Genomic DNA, 18,143 nt, shown 5'->3' on the forward strand with positions numbered 1-18,143 from the left:
AAGCCGATCATTTTTGAGCAAGATGAAAGTTGAATCTGTCAGTTAAACAGAGTCGAGAGATAATCCAGTGGCGCGTAGAACTTTTTCCACTGAGTCCAGGCGGTCTCTGAAAGGCTTTGTTCCAGTGGATAGCCATAAACAGCGTAGTTTGAAAGACTATTGATAACAGCGAAAGTCAACGCAGGTGCCAAAGTGACACCGGCTTTGATACACAGGTTGTCTGAGGTTGCCTTCGAACTGGCCAACATAAGCAAGTTTCCTACTCCGATCAGGGCTACGGCTATGAATCCGACTCCCAGTGTGACTCCGAGTCCGTCTTCGATTCCGTTTCCGAGTCCGGATCCAGCTCCGGCCAGGGCTCCGGATAGGGTTCCGATCAAAGATCCTAATCCTGCTCCGTATCCTGCTCCTGCTCCCGCTCCTGCTCCTGCTCCTGATCCGACTCTTGATCCGATTTCTGCTCCGACTACGCCTCCGGTTACACCTCCAAGTCCAACTCCGACTGCGGCTACGACTCCAGCGCCAACTACGGGTCCGGATACAGCTCCGGATAAGACTCCAGCCAGAGCTCCGACTACGGTTCCGGCTCCTGCTCCGATTCCGGCTCCGGCTGCCGCTCCAGATACAGATCCAGTTATGGCTCCAGCCAGGGCTCCAGCCAAGGCTCCGAATCCGGCTCCGATTCCAGCTCCGACTCCGGCTCCGACTCCGGCCTTTGTCTGTTCGTCCACATCCATTATTAACCCTGAACTAATTCCCGAGAGGACTCCCACCATCGCTGCGCTGACAACAGCAGCAAGACTCGCTCTTGCTGGCCTGAAGCCTTTATGGATCAAGGCTTCATAAGTGACAGCACCAACTATAACCCCATTAATCGCAGACAATATTGCGTATTCCGCAGTCACATACCGTTTAGTTGTAATATCTCTGACGAACCTCATGTTTCTTAGCATTGACACCGAAATAGCACTGGCTCCGGTTCTTAATAGCGCTTCTGAAGCAAGGTAAGTCAAGAGTTCGACAGGTATGCGCTTCCTCGTTTCCGTCGCATAAATGTCCATTCCTGCACCAGCAAAAAAAAGGAGTTTCCACCAGTGCTGTTCCAGGGGCCAGGAAGACACATGCCCGGCCAGCGCCACTTCGGCGGTGGTTATCACGGGAGCCAGTTGCAAACAGAAATCCGTTTTCAACTCTTCCAGCTCCTTTGTATCCGATGCAGCCAGATCATAGGTGCCTGAAAGCCCGGTGACTATTCCCGTTGTTTTACAGACAGCCCACCATACACCCAGGTTGAGCAGGGTAGACACAGAGACTCCGGCAACGCTTCCCGCTAACTCAAGCCCGTTTGCCACCAGTGCGCTGTCATTAAAAGGCTTAATAAAATCAAAATCATTTTGTGAAGGAGGGCTGGCCTTTGCCGTCGAATAAAACAAACACAAAAGTAACGGAAACAGGTTGAATAACTTTTTCATGGTGATTTCCCGAATACAGCGAATGAACAGGAAATATAGATCCTAAATAGAGCTATGAATGAAAATATCCTTAACTACCAAGTGCGGAAATAAGTCAGCCCCTGAGTCAGCAGTTTTTGGCTGCCAAACTTTTACATTAACTTAGTCGTATAATTTCAACCTATAAGTAGTACCGGCTTTTGCCAATGGGTAAAAGCCGGTCCTTTATTTGAAAAATAAAAATTGAATCTGTCAGTTAAACAAAGTCGAGAGGTAATCCTGGAGCGCATAGAACTTTTTCCACTGAGTCCAGGCGGTCTCTGAAAGGCTTTGTTCCAGTGGATAGCCATAAACAGCGTAGTTTGAAAGACTATTGATAACAGCGAAAATCAACGCTGGTGCCAAAGTGACACCGGCTTTGATGCACACGTTGTCTGAGGTTGTCTTCGAACTGGTCAAAATAAGCAAGTTTCCGGCTGCGTACAGGACTACGGTTGTGAATCCGACTCCCAGTGTGATTTTGACTCCGTCTTCGATTCCGTCTCCGGCTCCGACTCCGAGTCCGGATGAAGCTCCGGCTAAGGCTCCGGACAGGGTTCCGATAAAAGCTCCCAATGCTGCTCCTGACCCGACTCCTGACCCGACTCCTGACCCGACTCCTGACCCGACTCCTGATAAGACTCTTGATCCGACTCTTGATCCGATTTCTGCTCCGACTACACCTCCGGTTACACCTCCAAGCCCAACTCCGACTGCGGCTACGACTCCAGCGCCAACTACGGGTCCGGATACAGCTCCGGCTAAAACTCCAGCCAGAGCTCCGGCTCCGGTTCCGGCTCCGGCTCCGATTACGGCTCCAGCTCCGGCTCCAGATACAAATCCAGCTATGGCTCCAGCCAGGTCCCCAGCCAGGGCTCCGGCTCCGGCTCCGGCTCCGATTCCGACTCCGACTCCGGCCTTTGTCTGTTCGTCCACATCCATTATTAACCCTGAACCAATTCCCGAGAGGACTCCCACAATCGCTGCATTGACAACAGCAGCAAGACTCGCTTTTGCTGGCCTGATGCCTTTATGGATCAAGGCTTCATAAGTGACAGCACCGGCCATAACCCCATTAATCGAAGACAATATCGCGTATTCCCCAGCCACATACCGTTTAGTTGTAATATCTCTTACGAACCTCGTTTTTCTTAGAATTGACACCGAAATAGCGCTGGCTCCGGTTCTTATTAGCGCTTCCGTAGCAAGGTAAGCTAAAACTTCGACAGGCATGGCGTGCTCGATCGTTCCCCTCATAGAGGCATAAGTGACCATTCCGGCACCGGCAAAATAAAGGAGTTTCCACCAATGCTGTTCCAGGGGCCAAGAAGACACATGCCCGGCCAGCGCCACTTCGGCGGTGGTTATCACGGGAGCCAGTTGCAAACAGAAATCCGTTTTCAACTCTTCCAGCTCCTTTGTATCCGATGCAGCCAGATCATAGGTGCCTGAAAGACCGGTAACTATTCCCGCTGTTTTACAGACAGCCCACCATACACCCAGGTTGAGCAGGGTAGACACAGAGACTCCGGCAATGCTCCCCGCTAACTCAGGCCCATTTGCCACCAGTGCGCTGTCATTAAAAGGCTTAATAAAATCAAAATCATTTTGTGAAGGGGGGCTGGCCTCTGTCGTCGAATAAAACAAACACAAAAGTAACGGAAACAGGTTGAATAACTTTTTCATGGTGATTTCCCGAATACAGCGAATGAACAGGAAATATAGATCCTAAATAGAGCTATGAATGAAAATATCCTTAACTACCAAGTGCGGAAATAAGTCAGCCCCTGAGTCAGCAGTTTTTGGCTGCCAAACTTTTACATTAACTTAGTCGTATAATTTTAATCTGGAAGCAGTACCAGCTTTTACCAATGGGTAAAAGCCGGTCCTTTATTTGAAAAAATAAACATTGAATCTGTCAGTTAAACAAAGTCGAGAGATAATCCAGGGGCACATAGAACTTTTTCCACTGAGCCCAGCCGATCTCTGAAAAGCCTTCTTCCAGCGGATGGCCATAAACAGCGTAGTTTGAAAGACTATTGATAACAGCGAAAACCAGCGCAGGCGCCCAAGTGACACCGGCTTGGATATACCGGTTGTCTGAGACTTTCTTCGAACTGACCAACATAAGTGAGCCTCCGAATAAACCCAGCATTGCGGCTGAGCATCCGCTGAAGGTTCCGACTACAAACTCAGCTCCTGCTGCTGCTCCAGCAACGGCTCCGGCTCCGGCTCCGACTATGGCAGTGACTATGGCTCCAGCTTTGGTTACAGCTCCTGCTGTGGTTCCGGTTCCGCCTTTGGTTACGTATATGGGTACAAGTGCAGCCACGCCTCCGGAACAGACTACGGCTACGACCCAGACTCCGGCCTCTGTCTGTCCTCCGCCCAAATCAACTGTTAACAGTGAAAAAATGTCTGAGAGGGTACCCACAATAAGTGCGCTGAACACGGAAGCAAGCGTCGCTCCTACTGGACGATAGCCTTTATAGATCATGGCCTCATAACCGACAGTCCCCGCGATAACCCCATTAATTACCGACAACATTGAGTATTGCCAAACCGCATACGATTCAGTTGAAATATCCCTTACGTCCATTTTTCTTAGAAGTAGCGCCGAAATAGCACCCGTTCCAGTTCTTGATATCGCTTCTGACGCAAGGTAGGTCAAAACTGCGACAGGTACGCGCTCCCTCTTTTTCGCAGCAACGGCATGAGCTGCCATTCCGGCACCGACAAAATACTGGGGCTTCCACCACCACTGCTTCAGGGGCCAGGGAGACACATGCCCGGCCAGCGCCACTTCGGCAGTGGTTATCACGGGAGCGAGTTGCAAACAGAAATCCGTTTTCAACGCCTCCAACTCCTGTGTATCCGATTCAGCCAGATCGTATGTTCTTGAAAGCCCGGAGACTATTCCCGCTGTTTTACAGACCCCCCACCACATACCGAAGCTGAGCAGGGTAGACAAAGAAACTCCAGCAATGCTTCCCGTCAACTTAAGCCCATTCGCCACCAGTGCAGTGTCATTAAGAGGCTCAAGAAAATCAAAATCATTTTGTGGGGTGGGACTGGCCTGTGCCGTCGAATAAAGCAACCACAAAAGTAACGGAAGCAGGTTGAATGACTTTTTCATGGTGATTTTCCAGATACAGCGACTGAACAGGAAATATAGATCCTAAACGGAGCTATGAATGAAAATATTCTTAACTACGAGTGCGGAAATAAGTCAGCAGTATTTGGCTACCAATCTTTTACATTAACTTAGTCGTATAATTTTAGTTTGTAAGTAGTCGTACCGACTTTTGCCAATAGGTAAAAGTCGGCCCTTTATTTGAAGAATGTAAAAGTTGAATCTGTCAGTTAAACAAAGTCGAGAGATAATCCAGGGGTGCATAGAACTTTTTCCACTGAGTCCAGCCGGTCTCTGAGAGGCTTTGTTCCAGTGGATAGCCATAAACAGCGTAGTTTGAAAGACTATTGATAACGGCGAAAGCCAACGCAGGTACCAAAGCGACACCGGCCTGGATATACCGGTTGTCTGAGGTTTTCTCCGAACTGACCAACATAATAAAGGCTCCAACTCCACCCATGGCTGCGACTGTGGCCCCAACTCCGATTCCAACTGCGGCTCCGGCCACATCTCCGGCTGCGTCTACGGCTCCAAGTGCGGCTCCGGATACAGATCCGGATAAGGCTCCGGATACAGCTCCGATTACAACTCCAGGTACTGCTCCGAGTCCGGTTACGGCTCCGGCGGCAGCTGCGGCTGCGGCTCCAGCTCCAGCTCCGGCTCCAACTCCGGCTACGGCTACGGTTCCAACTAAGGATCCGACTAAGAATCCGGCTACGGCTCCGGCTAAAGCTCCAGCTCCAGCTCCAACTCCAGCTCCAACTCCAGCTCCAACTCCAACTCCAGCTCCGACTGCGGCTCCAACTCCGAGTCCGGCTCCGGTTCCTGTTACGGCTCCGACTCCGAATCCCACTGCGTCTCTGCCCGCATCAATGATTAACTCTGAAATAATGGTTGACAGGCCACCCACAAACCCTGTGATGAGAACAGAAGCATAAACCGCGTTTGCTGGTCTGCAGCCTTTATGGATCAAGACTTCATAAGCGACATTCCCTGCCAAAAACCCATTAATCGCGGACAATACTGCGTATTCCTCAGCCACATACCGTTCAGTTGTCATATTCCTTACGTTCATTGCTCTTAGAGTTAACACCGAAATAGCGCTGGCCCAGGTTCTTGATACCGCTTCTGAGGCAAGATAGGTAAAGATTGCGGCAGGTACGTACTCCCTCGTTTTCGTAATAGCGCCATAAGTTGCCATTCCGGCACCGGCAAAATACAAGGGCTTCCACCAGTGCTGTTCCAGGGGCCAGGGAGACACATGCCCGGCCAGCGCCACTTCGGCGGTAGTTATCACGGGAGCCAGTTGCCAACAGAAATCCGTTTTCAACTCTTCCAGTTCCTTTGTATCCGATGTCGCCAGATCGTATTTACTTGAAAGTCCGGTAACTATTCCCGCTGTTTTACACACACCCCACCATACGCCCAGGTTGAGCAGGGTAGAGAAAGAGAGCCCAGCAATGCTTTCCGTTAACTCAAGCCCGTTTGCTACCGGCGCGCTGTCATTAAAAGGCTTAAGAAAATCAAAATCATTTTGTGAGGAGCGGCTGGCCTGTGCCGTCGAATAAAACAAACACAAAAGTAACGGAAACAGGTTAAATGTTTTTTTCACGGTGATTTCCCAGATACAGTGACTGAACGGGAAATATAGATCATGAACGGAGCTATGAATGACAATTTGGTGCGGTGCAAATAAGGCAGCTGCCAGAGTTCACCGCTGATTCAGTTGCTGACAGTTGGCTCTGTCATTTAAACAACGTCGAGAGATAATCCAGGGGCGCATAGAACTTTTTCCACTGAGTCCAGCCGGTCTCTGAAAGGCTTTGTTCCAGTGGATAGCCATAAACAGCGTGGTTTGAAAGACTATTGATAACAGCGAAAGCCAACGCAGGCGTCAAAGCGACACCGGCTTGGATATACCGGTTGTCTGAGGTTTTCTTCGAACTAACCAACATAAGCAAGACTCCAACTGCACCCATGGCTCCGACTGTGGCTCCGGCTCCGATTCCAACTCCGACCACATCTCCGGCTCCAAGTGCGGCTCCGGATACAGATCCGGATAAGGCTCCGGATACAACTCCGACTACAGATCCGGATAAGGCTCCGGATACAACTCCGACTACAGCTCCGGATACAACTCCGACTATAGCTCCGGGTTCCACTCCGATTCCAGATAAGGCTTCGGCGGCAGCTCCAACTCCGGCTACGGCTTCGGTTCCAACTAAGGCTCCGGCTAACGCACTGGCTCCGGCTAAGGCTCCGGCTAAGGCTCCGGCTCCGGCTCCAGATCCACCAGATCCGACTGCAGCTCCGAATTCTACTCCGTCTCCGTCCGCATTAATGATTAACTTCGAAATAACGCCCGACAGGCCACCTACAATCATTGTGATGAGAGCAGAAGCAAAAGTCGCTTGTGCTGATCTGCTGCCTTTATGGATCAAGACTTCATAAGCGACATTCCCTGCCATAAACCCACTAATCGCAGACAATACTGCGTATTCCCCAGCCAAATACCATTCAGTTGTAATATTCCTTACGCTCATTGTTCTTAGAATTAACACCGAAATAGCGCTGGCCCCGGTTCTTGATACCGCTTCTGAGGCAAGGTAGGTCAAAACTGCGGCAGGTACGTACTCCCTCTTTTTCATCGTAGCAGCATAAGCTGCCATTCCGGCACCGGCAAAATACAAGGGCTTCCACCAGTGCTGTTCCAGGGGCCAGGGAGACACATGCCCGGCCAGCGCCACTTCGGCGGTTGTCATCACGGGCACCAGCTGCAAACAGAAATCCGTTTTCAACTCCTCCAGCTCCTTTGTATCCGATGCAGCCAGATCATGTGTTCTTGAAAGCCCGGAGACCACTCCCGCTGTTTTACAGACACCCCACCATATACCTTGGTTGAGTAGGATAGATAAAGAGAGTCCAGCAATGCTTTCCGTTAACTCAAGCCCGTTTGCCACCAGTGCGCTGTCATTAAAAGGCTTAAGAAAATCAAAATCATTTTGTGAGGGACGGCTGGCCTGTGCCATCGAATAAAACAAACACAAAAGTAACGGAAACAGGCTGAATGACTTTTTCATGGTGATTTTCCAGACACAGCGACTGAACAGGAAATATAGATCCTGAATGGAGTTATAGATGACAATATCCTTAACTACAAAGTGCGGAAATAAGTCAGCCCCTGAGTCAGCAGTTTTTGGCTGCCAATCTTTTACATTAACTTAGTCGTGTAACTTTAATTTATAAGTAGTACGGCTTTTGCCAATGGGCAAAAGCCGGTCCTTTATTTGAAAAATGTAAAAATTGAATCTGTCATTTAAACAAAGTCGAGAGATAATCCAGGGGCGCATAGAACTTTTTCCACTGAGTCCAGCTGGTCTCTGAAAGGCTTTGTTCCAGTGGATAGCCATAAACAATGTGGTTTGAAAGACTATTGATAACAGCGAGTGCCAACGCAGGCGCCAAAGTGACACCGGCTTGGATAAACGGGTTGCTTGAGGTTTTCTCCGAACTGACCAGCATAAGCGACAATCCGAATCCGCCCAAGGTTATGGCCTGGACTCCGACCATCACTCCGATTTCGGGTTCGACTTTGACTTTGGTTTCAGCTAAGGCTTCAGCTGCGGCTCCGATTCCGGCTTGGTATCCGACAAAAGCCCCGGCTATAGCTACGGGTTCGAATAGAGATGGAGCTCCGGTTTCAGCTTTGATTAGATTTACGGCCAGGGCTCCGGCTATTACCAAGACTGTGGTTGTGACTGTGTACATGGCTTCGTCGGCTCGGGCTGCGGCCCGGGCTGCGACTCCGGTCTTTGTCTGTCCGTCCACAGCAATCATTGACTCTGGAATAATTCCCGAGAGGGTACCCACACCCGCTGCGATGACAACAGCAGCAAGAATCCCTTTTGTTAGACCGAAGCCTTCATGGGTCATAGCTGCGTAGGCGACACCGCCTGCAGTAACCATATTAAGCGCAGATAATCTTGTGTACTTCCCAGCCACATACCATTCAATTGTAATATCCCTTGCGCTCATTGTTCTTAGAATTGACACCCACGTAGTGCTGGATATAGTTCTTGTTACCGCTTCTGACACAAGGTAGTTCAAGACTACAACAGGTACGAACCCCCTTATTTGGGCAACAGCAGCACAGGCTACCATTCCTGCACCGGCAAAATACATAGCTTTCCACCAGCGCTCCAGGGGCCAGGGAGACACATGTCCGGCCAGCGCCACTTCGGCGGTTGTCATCACGGGAGCCATTTGCAAACAGAAATCCGTTTTCAACTTCTCCAGCTCCTTTGTATCCGATGCAGCCAGATCATGTGTTCTTGAAAGCCCGGAGGCCACTCCCGCTGTTTTACAGATACCCCACCATATGCCCAGGTTGAGTAGGGTAGACACAGAGAGTCCAGCAATGCTTTCCGTTAACTCAAACTCGTTCGCCACCAGTGCAGTGTGATTAAAAGGCTTAATAAAATCAAAATCATTTTGTGAAGGGGGGCTGGCCTGTGCCGTCGAATAAAACAAACACAAAAGTAACGGAAACAGGTTGAATGACTTTTTCATGGTGATTTTCCAGATACAGCGACTGAACAGAAAATATAGATCCTAAATGGAGTTATGGGTGACAATATCCTTAACTACGAAGTGCGGAAATAAGTCAGCCCCTGAGTCAGCAGTATTTGGCTGCCAATCTTTTACATTCACTTAGTCGTGTAACTTTAATTTATAAATCGGGATAGGGCGTAGCCTCACAGCTACGCTCCTCCCACAACACCCAGCATACGGGTCCGTACTGGGCGTTTCGGTCAGTTAAGCAGCCAATAATCTAATCAAACCTAATTCATCGAACCAACTATTCGGCAATGCTAAGTGCAGCGCAGGACTCCGGCTTATCCGCCAGTACCCTTTGCTCGATCCTACTGTCTGCCTCGTCAGCTCTTCACTGACTCCTCGCCTTCTTAGCTCCGCATATCGCTTCGGACTTTTCTTCCATTGATACCAGAGCAAACTTCTCAATCGTCGCCTGATCCAGCAGTCAAAGTTTTCAAACTCCGAACGGGTTTCAACTTCTCGAAAGTAGTTCTTCCAGCCCCGTAAATAGCGATTCAGAGACTCCAATCTCTGCTCCAGTGACCGCCCGCCTTTGCGGGTTAGTTGTTTGACCTTGTCCCTGAACCGCTTGCAGGTTTTATCTGCCAGCTTCTTCCTGCCATCTCTGGTAAAGCTGTATCCCAGGAACGCCCGCCTCCATGCCTTGTCAACTGCACTTTTCGCAACGTTGACTTTCAGCTTCAGCTTACTTTCGATGTAACGAGTCAAACTTGCCATCACTCTCTCGCCTGCTTTCTTGCTTCGCACAAACACCCGACAGTCATCAGCGTAACGTACAAATCGTAAATCACGCTTTTCTAACTCTTTATCGAGTTCATCCAGTACGATGTTAGACAACACAGGTGAGAGCGGCCCTCCCTGAGGCACTCCTTCCGTCTGCGGTTTTACCAGCCCGTTCTCCATCACTCCGGACTGTAGGAATCGTCGAATTAAACGTAATACATCCTTGTCATCTGTGTGAACTGCCAGTTTTGCCATCAGTCGATCATGGTTAACCCGATCGAAGAATTTCGACAGGTCAATGTCCACAACCCAGTTATATCCTTCTCGGATATACGACTGAGCCTGATTAATCGCCTGATGAGCTGACCGGTTCGGCCTGAACCCGTAACTGAAAGATGAGAACCTTAGTTCCCACTCGGCCTGCAATACTTGCTGTATCGCTTGCTGCACCATTCGGTCTAAGGCGATTGGTATACCCAACTGCCTTTCTCCTCCGTCCGGTTTGGGAATCAGTACTCGCCTTACGGGAGCAGGACGCCATTCTCCCTGCAAAAGACATTGTCGCAGTTCATGACCATGTTCTTGTAGATGGGTGTACAACCCTTCCACTGTCATACGGTCGATCCCTGCTGCGCCTTTATTGCGTTTAACTCGCTGAAAGGCTCTTGTTAAATTATTGGGGTTGGCGATACGCTCCATCAGTCTAGTACCACCCGCCGGGCTTTCGTAATCCTGTGATACCGACACGACCTCAGCTCTCATAGCCTTGCAGCCTCCGGTTCCGCCGTGACCACTTGGCATGAGTTCCAGTGTTTGCTGGATTTGTCTGCGTCCAGTGTATCGAATAACAGAAACTACTCACCACTCTGTACCGTTCAGGCCTTCACTGACATACGCCAGCTACTATGCCATCTGCTGACTTCTGTGTGGCGGTCAAGTCACCTTACGATGACCTCAGTCCGAAATATCAGACACCACACAGACCTCCCGAGGTAAGTCACACCGCCTTCGCCGCACAACCGCCAGATCTACTGCCTGAATGTCCGGATGAGTATGGACTTCGTCATCATACGCTGACTCGTCCTCACGCAAACAGCCTCATATCTGATTTCTGTTCGTCGGCTCGCGGTTTTGCTCCACACTGCCTTCAGCCTGCATCTCACGATACAAACCTTGTGCTTCACTAGTCCTTCGCCCTCATCTGGCTGGACAGGGGACTTTCACCCCCAAGCTGTGTGACATGCTCGGCACACGTAGTACAGCTTTTGCCAATGGGCAAAAGCCGGTCCTTTATTTGAAAAATGTAAAAGTTGAATCTGTCAGTTAAACAGAGTCGAGAGATAATCCAGAGGCGCATAGAACTTTTTCCACTGAGTCCTGCCGGTCTCTGAAAGGCCTTGTTCCAGTGGATAGCCATAAACAGCGTAGTTTGAAAGACTATTGATAACAGCGAAGGTCAAAGCAGGCAGCAAAGTAATACCGGCTCTGATATACGGGTTGTCTGAGGCTATCCTCGAACTGCGCAACATGAGCAAGGCTCCGACTCCACCCAGAGTGGCGGCTCCGACTCCGACTCCCACTCCAACTCCGATTCCTGTCCCGACTCCGGCTGCTGCTAAGGCTCCAACGATGGTTCCGGTTACAGCCCCGGCTACGGCTCCGGATGCAGCTCCGGTTACAGTGCCGGTTACAGGCCCGGGTAAAGCTCCGGTTACCACTTCGGTTAAAGCTCCGAGTCCGTTTACTGCTGCGGCTGTAGCTCCGACTCCGGCTGCAGTTCCGGCCTTTTTCTGTCCGTCCATATCGCTTTTGAACGCTGAAACAATTCCCGAGAGGGTACCCGCAAGCGCTGCGCTGACAACAGAAGCAAGAATCGCTTTTGCTGGACTTGAGCCTTTATAGCTCATGACTTCATAAGCGACATCCCCTGCCATAACCCCATTAACTACAGACAACACTGCGTATTCCCCAACCTCATAGCATGGAGCTATAACATCCTTTATGTTCATTTTTCTTAGAATCAACACCGAAGTAACGCTGGCTCCAGTTCTTGATAACGCTTCTGACGCGAGGTAGGTCAAGACTGCGACAGATACCAGCCCCCTCGTATTTTTAGCAGTGACATAAGCTGCCATTCCTGCACCAGCAAAATACAGGGGTCTCCACCAGCTCTGTTTCAGGGGCCAGGGAGACACATGCCCGGCCAGCGCCACTTCGGCGGTAGTCATCACGGGCGCCAGTTGCAAACAGAAATCCGTTTTCAACTCCTCCAGCTCCTTTGTATCCGATGCAGCCAGATCATATTTACCTGAAAGCCTGGAGACTATTCCCGCTGTTTTACAGACACCCCACCATACACCGAAGTTGAGCAGGGTAGACAAGGAGGCTCCGGCAATGCTTTCCGTTAACTCAAGCCCATTTGCCACCAGTGCGGTATCATTAAAAGGCTTCAGAAAATCAAGATCACTTTGTGAGAAGGGTTTGGCCTGTGCCATTGAATAAAGTAAACACAAAAGTAGCGGAAACAGGTTGAATAACTTTTTCATGGTGATTTCCCGGATACAGTGACTGAACAGGAAATATAGATCCTAAACGGAGCGATGGATGACAATTTCTTTAGCTACAAAGTGCAGAAATAAGTCAGCTCCAGGAGTCAGTGTATTTGGCTGCAAATCTTTTATATGACAAAAGTCGTATAATTTTAACTTATACAACAATGACAAAACCGTTACAAACCTCAATCACTCAGCACACATTTTCTGTGTGTAGAAAAAAAATCGCTATTTTCTGCCTTAAACGCAACGACAGCTATTGCAGATTGATCAAAAACTCCACATTATAAAATCTGAGGGGTTGGAATTTTCCTGCCATTGTGTTTGGTCAACATACCGTTGAGCTTTCCATGATGTCAGCCAATGGACGGCTGCCAGCCCGGGCCACTTCCTATACTTGCTCTCTATAATTATAAGAGTGGCCAATGTACTGATCCTGCCGATAGTCGTACATAGAGGGGCCTACCCCTGGTGCGATTATCGAATCCAAACGTCAGACAGGGAAGGGCACAATATGGACATATTTAACCACTACCAGGAGCGATTCCAATCCACGCAGCAGGAAGAGCTTACCATTCAGGAGTACCTCGACCTCTGTAAAGAAGACCCCGGAGCCTATGCCAATGCAGCAGAAAGAATGCTGATGGCCATTGGCGAACCGCAGATGACAGACACTTCCCGTGATTCCCGCCTCAGTCGTATTTTTTCCAACAAACTGATCAAGCGTTATCCTGCCTTTGAAGAGTTTTACGGCATGGAAGAAGCCATTGAACAGATTGTTTCCTACTTCAAGCACGCTGCCCAGGGACTGGAAGAAAGAAAACAGATTCTTTATTTGCTGGGTCCGGTAGGTGGCGGTAAATCTTCTCTGGCAGAAAAACTGAAAGCCCTGATGCAAAAGCAACCTTTCTATGCCATCAAGGGTTCACCGGTTTTTGAATCACCTCTGAATCTGTTCAATGCCGACGAGGATGGTGACATTCTTACTCAGGAATACGGCATTCCTAAACGCTATCTGGGGGGCATCATGTCACCCTGGGCAGTGAAGCGTTTAAACGAGTTTGGTGGTGACATCACCCAGTTCAAAATTGTCAAACTTCACCCCAGCATTCTTAATCAGGTGGCTATTGCCAAGACCGAACCCGGTGATGAAAACAACCAGGATATTTCCAGCCTGGTGGGTAAAGTGGATATACGTCAGTTGGAAGAGTATTCACAGGATGATCCCGATGCTTACAGTTTCTCCGGAGCACTCTGCCGTGCCAACCAGGGGCTGATGGAATTTGTGGAGATGTTCAAAGCCCCCATTAAAGTCCTTCACCCACTGTTAACCGCCACTCAGGAAGGCAATTACAACAGTACCGAAGGGATGGGCGCGATTCCTTTCAACGGCGTCATCCTTGCTCACTCCAACGAATCGGAATGGCAAACCTTCAAGAACAATAAAACCAACGAAGCTTTCATTGACCGGGTGAACATTGTCAAAGTGCCCTATTGCACAAGGGTGAAAGAAGAAATTCTGATTTATGAAAAACTGCTTTCCAGCAGCTCCCTGAGAGAAGCGCCCTGCGCACCGGATACGCTGAAGATGCTGGCTCAGTTCTCGGTGCTGTCCCGAGTTAAAGAACCCGAAAACTCCAACGTTTATTCCAAGATGCGGGTCTATGATGGTGAAAGCCTGAAGGACACCGACCCCAATGCCAAACCCCTTCAGGAATACAAAGATGCCGCAGGCGTGGACGAAGGCATGGAAGGGCTTTCAACCCGTTTTGCTTTCAAGATTCTCTCCAAGGTCTTCAACTTTGATCCCACCGAAGTGGCGGCCAACCCGGTGCACATGCTCTATGTATTGGAGCAGCAAATAGAACAGCAGCAATTCCCGAAAGAAATCCATGAACGCTATCTGCGTTATGTGAAGGAATTTCTGGCGCCGAAGTACATTGAATTCCTGGGCAAGGAAATTCAAACCGCCTACCTCGAATCGTACTCTGAGTACGGACAGAATATCTTCGACCGCTACATTACTTACGCTGACTTCTGGATTCAGGATCAGGAATACCGGGATCCCGAAACCGGAGACATACTCGACCGGGCTTCGATCAACGAAGAGCTGGAGAAGATTGAGAAGGCCGCCAGTATCGCCAATCCGAAAGACTTCCGTAACGAGGTGGTGAACTTTGTACTCAGAGCCCGGGCCAACAATCAGGGTAAAAACCCAAGCTGGTCCAGCTACGAGAAAATGCGCACCGTCATTGAGAAGAAAATGTTCTCCAATACCGAAGACCTGCTGCCGGTGATTTCATTCAATGCCAAAAGCAGTAACGAAGATCAGCGCAAACACAACGAGTTTGTCAAGCGCATGGTGGAGAGAGGTTATACCGAGAAGCAGGTGAGACTTCTGGCTGAATGGTATATCAGGGTCAGAAAGTCACAGTAAGGGATAGGAGCCTGTCGGACCCGACAGGCTCCCAGGCCTGCGACGCTGTCGCAGGCCATCCAAAACAAGGATTGGAGCGACAAAGTTTTGAGCCGGAAGTTCAAAACAGGTGGCATGAAAATAACGAAGTATTCTGTGTCATAACCAACAGGGAGCGTGCTGATGAGTATTATTATTGATCGACGTCTGAACGGGAAAAATAAAAGTACTGTCAACCGACAGCGGTTCCTGGACAGATACCGGAAGCACATAAAAAAGGCGGTTTCTGAAGCGGTGAACAAACGCTCCATCACCGATGTGGAATCAGGCAGTGAAGTCTCCATTCCCTCCAAAGACCTCTCCGAACCCCACTTTCAGCATGGCCAGGGTGGCCGCTACAAACAGGTTCACCCCGGTAATAAAGAGTTTGTTTCTGGCGATAGAATCAAGCGCCCATCCGGCGGTTCTGGTCAGGGCTCAGGTAAGGGCAAAGCCGGAAACTCCGGTGAAGGCATGGATGAGTTCAGCTTCCAGATCAACCATGAAGAGTTTCTGAATCACATGTTTGACAACCTTGAGCTGCCAAACCTGGTGCGAAAGCAGCTTCAGGACGCCACTGAATTCAAAATGAAGCACGCCGGTTACACCAGTGAAGGCTCTCCTGATCGATTGAACATTGTTCGCTCCCTGAGATCCGCCCATGCTCGAAGAATTGCCCTGGGTGGCGGTGCCCGAAAAGAAGTAAGAGCATTAAGACGGCAGCTTCGTGAGCTGGAAGTCAGCCCGGAAGAAACCGACGCTCAATTAGTAGAAGAACTACGCGAGAAGATTAAAGAACTCAATGGCAAGTTGAAAAAGCTGCCCTTTATTGATGACTTTGATCTCAAGTACAACAACCTGATCAAAGTGCCCAGCCCCAGCAACAAGGCCGTGATGTTTTGTGTTATGGATGTCTCCGGTTCCATGACTCAGGAAATCAAAGATATGGCCAAGCGCTTTTTCATCCTGCTTTATCTGTTCCTGCAACGAAATTACAAACAGATCGAAGTGGTCTTTATCCGGCACCATACGGCCGCCAAAGAAGTTGATGAAGATGACTTCTTTTATTCCAGAGAAACCGGCGGGACCATTGTCTCCAGTGCCCTGGAAATGACCAGCGACATCATCAATACCCGCTACAACCCGGTGGACTGGAATATTTACGTCGCCCAGGCTTCCGATGGCGATAACTGGGAAGGGGATTCCAGCGTCTGTTCGAAAATTCTGACCGAACAGATCATGTCCAAGGTTCAATATTTTTCCTATGTCGAAATCACCGACCGTGCTCACCAGAACCTGTGGCGTGAATACGAAAGCATCGCTGAACAGTTTGCCGATCAGTTTGCCATGCAGCAAATCAAGACACCGAACGACATTTATCCGGTGTTCCGTCGTCTGTTTGAGAAAAAAGAAACCGTATAAGCGAGGCACCTGCCATGAGTGAGGTTACCACCAGAAAAGAGAGAGAACCCATCTCCACCGGTTCAGAATGGACCTTTGATCTCATTCAGGAATACGACAGTGAACTGGCACGTCTGGCTGACAAGTTCCGGCTGGACACTTACCCGAACCAGATTGAGGTCATCAGTGCCGAACAGATGATGGATGCCTACTCTTCAACGGGTATGCCATTGATGTACAGCCACTGGAGTTTTGGCAAACAGTTTCTTCATACCCAGCAGAATTATCAGCGGGGTCGCATGGGTCTGGCTTATGAAATTGTGATCAACTCCAACCCCTGCATCGCTTATCTTATGGAAGAAAACACCATGACCATGCAGGCCCTGGTACTGGCCCATGCCAGTTATGGTCATAACTCATTCTTCAAAGGCAACTATCTGTTCCAGACCTGGACCGATGCCGAGTCCATTATTGACTACCTGATGTTTGCCAAACGCTATGTTGCCGAGTGCGAAGAAAAATACGGCATTGAAGCCGTTGAAGATGTGCTGGACGCGGCTCATGCCCTGATGAATCAGGGCGTTAATCGCTATAAACGACCAAGGCCGCTTTCGGCAGAACAGGAAAAGGAACGTCAGCAGGAAAGAGCAGAGTACATTCAGAGAACCCTGAACGACATCTGGAGCACCATTCCAAAAACGGAAGAGAAAGAAGAGAAAAAAGTTCAACGCTTTCCCAAAGACCCGGAAGAGAACATTCTCTACTTTCTGGAAAAGAATGCGCCACTGCTGGAAACCTGGCAGCGAGAGCTACTGCGAATCGTCAGGAAAGTCTCCCAATACTATTACCCTCAACGTCAAACCCAGGTGATGAACGAGGGCTGGGCCTGCTTCTGGCACTACCACCTTCTCCATGAGCTTTATGAGGAAGGAAAAGTCACCGATGGTTTTATGCTGGAGTTCCTGCACTCTCACTCGAGTGTCGTCTACCAGCCTCCTTTTGACAGCCCCCACTACAGTGGCATCAACCCTTACACACTGGGCTTCAGTATGTTCCAGGATATTCGCAGAATCTGTGAAAACCCTACCGATGAAGACAGGCACTGGTTCCCGGACATTGCTGGCAGTGACTGGCTGGAAACCGTGCATTTTGCGATGAAGAATTTCAAGGATGAAAGCTTTATTCTGCAATTCCTGTCGCCTAAGGTCATGAGAGACCTCAGACTTTTCTCGGTGCTGGATGACGACAGTAAGTCTTATCTGGAAGTCGATGCGATTCATAACAGCACTGGCTACAAAGAAGTCAGGGAGTCTTTGGCGGCTCAATACAACCTCGGCAACCGGGAGCCCAATATCCAGGTCTTTGATGTCGATGTTCGCGGTGACCGGAGCCTGACTCTCAGACACTACCAGCACCAGGGACGCCCACTGGATAAAAACACAGAGGAATTACTCAAGCATGTGCACCGGCTCTGGCAATTTGATGTCAAGCTGGAGTCAGTCACCGTTGATAACAAGGTCAGTAAAAGTTACCAATGCCCGGGCAGAAAGGATTCTGAAAAATCTCACTAAAAAGATATGGGAAAAACCAAGCGCTTCTTAATACTAAAAACTAATAATAATTAAAAACTCTTCCTGTATATACTCTGTCTATTTAAACCCATAACCCACTGCCACGGCAGTGGGAACTAAACCCGACTGAGTATTTGGCTTTTTAACAACAAAGAACAGTAAGTGAAGACAATTGAATTTATTAGCCTATCCCGATGACTC

Annotated in this window: 11 protein-coding genes; 3 read left to right on the forward strand and 8 right to left on the reverse strand. The window is 49.4% G+C overall.

Translation table 11 applies throughout. The annotated features are described in order from the left end of the window. Window positions 1-38 precede the first annotated feature (38 nt). The 8 genes from K7B67_RS23960 to K7B67_RS19670 form a co-directional block, all read right to left on the reverse strand. Window positions 39-1,472, reverse strand: coding sequence for a hypothetical protein (locus K7B67_RS23960; RefSeq protein WP_276576711.1), 1,434 nt, complete (start codon window positions 1,470-1,472; stop codon window positions 39-41). Between the two features lie 231 nt (window positions 1,473-1,703). Next, window positions 1,704-3,176, reverse strand: coding sequence for a hypothetical protein (locus K7B67_RS19640; RefSeq protein WP_252180645.1), 1,473 nt, complete (start codon window positions 3,174-3,176; stop codon window positions 1,704-1,706). A gap of 232 nt (window positions 3,177-3,408) precedes the next feature. Further along, complete coding sequence (locus K7B67_RS19645) at window positions 3,409-4,626, reverse strand: hypothetical protein (protein WP_252177551.1); 1,218 nt, start codon at window positions 4,624-4,626, stop codon at window positions 3,409-3,411. A gap of 223 nt (window positions 4,627-4,849) precedes the next feature. Continuing rightward, on the reverse strand, window positions 4,850-6,235 hold the full coding sequence (locus K7B67_RS19650; protein WP_252180646.1) for a hypothetical protein: 1,386 nt from the start codon (window positions 6,233-6,235) through the stop codon (window positions 4,850-4,852). Window positions 6,236-6,368: 133 nt separating this feature from the next. After that, window positions 6,369-7,703 (reverse strand): hypothetical protein, encoded by a 1,335-nt coding sequence (locus K7B67_RS19655; protein ID WP_252177552.1) that lies wholly within the window; start codon window positions 7,701-7,703, stop codon window positions 6,369-6,371. Window positions 7,704-7,935: 232 nt separating this feature from the next. Then, window positions 7,936-9,192, reverse strand: coding sequence for a hypothetical protein (locus K7B67_RS19660; protein ID WP_252177553.1), 1,257 nt, complete (start codon window positions 9,190-9,192; stop codon window positions 7,936-7,938). A 246-nt stretch (window positions 9,193-9,438) separates the two neighbouring features. Further along, on the reverse strand, window positions 9,439-10,764 hold the full coding sequence (gene ltrA, locus K7B67_RS19665) for a group II intron reverse transcriptase/maturase (protein ID WP_252176896.1): 1,326 nt from the start codon (window positions 10,762-10,764) through the stop codon (window positions 9,439-9,441). 518 nt (window positions 10,765-11,282) lie between these two features. After that, window positions 11,283-12,509, reverse strand: a complete 1,227-nt coding sequence (locus tag K7B67_RS19670; RefSeq protein WP_252177554.1) for a hypothetical protein — start codon at window positions 12,507-12,509, stop codon at window positions 11,283-11,285. A gap of 520 nt (window positions 12,510-13,029) precedes the next feature. On the opposite strand from K7B67_RS19670, the gene K7B67_RS19675 reads away from it, so the two are divergent. From K7B67_RS19675 to K7B67_RS19685, 3 genes are all read left to right on the forward strand, one after another. Then, complete coding sequence (locus tag K7B67_RS19675; RefSeq protein ID WP_252177555.1) at window positions 13,030-14,952, forward strand: PrkA family serine protein kinase; 1,923 nt, start codon at window positions 13,030-13,032, stop codon at window positions 14,950-14,952. Window positions 14,953-15,114: 162 nt separating this feature from the next. After that, entirely contained in the window at window positions 15,115-16,392 is a 1,278-nt protein-coding gene (locus K7B67_RS19680) for a YeaH/YhbH family protein (RefSeq protein WP_252177556.1), read from the forward strand. A 14-nt stretch (window positions 16,393-16,406) separates the two neighbouring features. Next, window positions 16,407-17,942: a SpoVR family protein gene (locus tag K7B67_RS19685; protein ID WP_252177557.1), complete on the forward strand. Its 1,536-nt coding sequence runs from the start codon at window positions 16,407-16,409 to the stop codon at window positions 17,940-17,942. Window positions 17,943-18,143: the final 201 nt, after the last annotated feature.

Origin of the sequence: Endozoicomonas sp. 4G, assembly GCF_023822025.1 — a bacterium.
Lineage (GTDB): Bacteria > Pseudomonadota > Gammaproteobacteria > Pseudomonadales > Endozoicomonadaceae > Endozoicomonas_A.

Excerpts from the sequence above, each read along its gene's own strand:
- K7B67_RS19670 (WP_252177554.1), bottom strand. The coding sequence starts at position 12,509 with ATGAAAAAGTTATTCAACCTGTTTCCGCTACTTTTGTGTTTACTTTAT.
- K7B67_RS19640 (WP_252180645.1), bottom strand. The coding sequence starts at position 3,176 with ATGAAAAAGTTATTCAACCTGTTTCCGTTACTTTTGTGTTTGTTTTAT.
- K7B67_RS19660 (WP_252177553.1), bottom strand. The coding sequence starts at position 9,192 with ATGAAAAAGTCATTCAACCTGTTTCCGTTACTTTTGTGTTTGTTTTAT.
- ltrA (WP_252176896.1), bottom strand. The coding sequence starts at position 10,764 with ATGCCAAGTGGTCACGGCGGAACCGGAGGCTGCAAGGCTATGAGAGCT.
- K7B67_RS19685 (WP_252177557.1), top strand. The coding sequence starts at position 16,407 with ATGAGTGAGGTTACCACCAGAAAAGAGAGAGAACCCATCTCCACCGGT.
- K7B67_RS23960 (WP_276576711.1), bottom strand. The coding sequence starts at position 1,472 with ATGAAAAAGTTATTCAACCTGTTTCCGTTACTTTTGTGTTTGTTTTAT.
- K7B67_RS19680 (WP_252177556.1), top strand. The coding sequence starts at position 15,115 with ATGAGTATTATTATTGATCGACGTCTGAACGGGAAAAATAAAAGTACT.
- K7B67_RS19645 (WP_252177551.1), bottom strand. The coding sequence starts at position 4,626 with ATGAAAAAGTCATTCAACCTGCTTCCGTTACTTTTGTGGTTGCTTTAT.
- K7B67_RS19655 (WP_252177552.1), bottom strand. The coding sequence starts at position 7,703 with ATGAAAAAGTCATTCAGCCTGTTTCCGTTACTTTTGTGTTTGTTTTAT.
- K7B67_RS19675 (WP_252177555.1), top strand. The coding sequence starts at position 13,030 with ATGGACATATTTAACCACTACCAGGAGCGATTCCAATCCACGCAGCAG.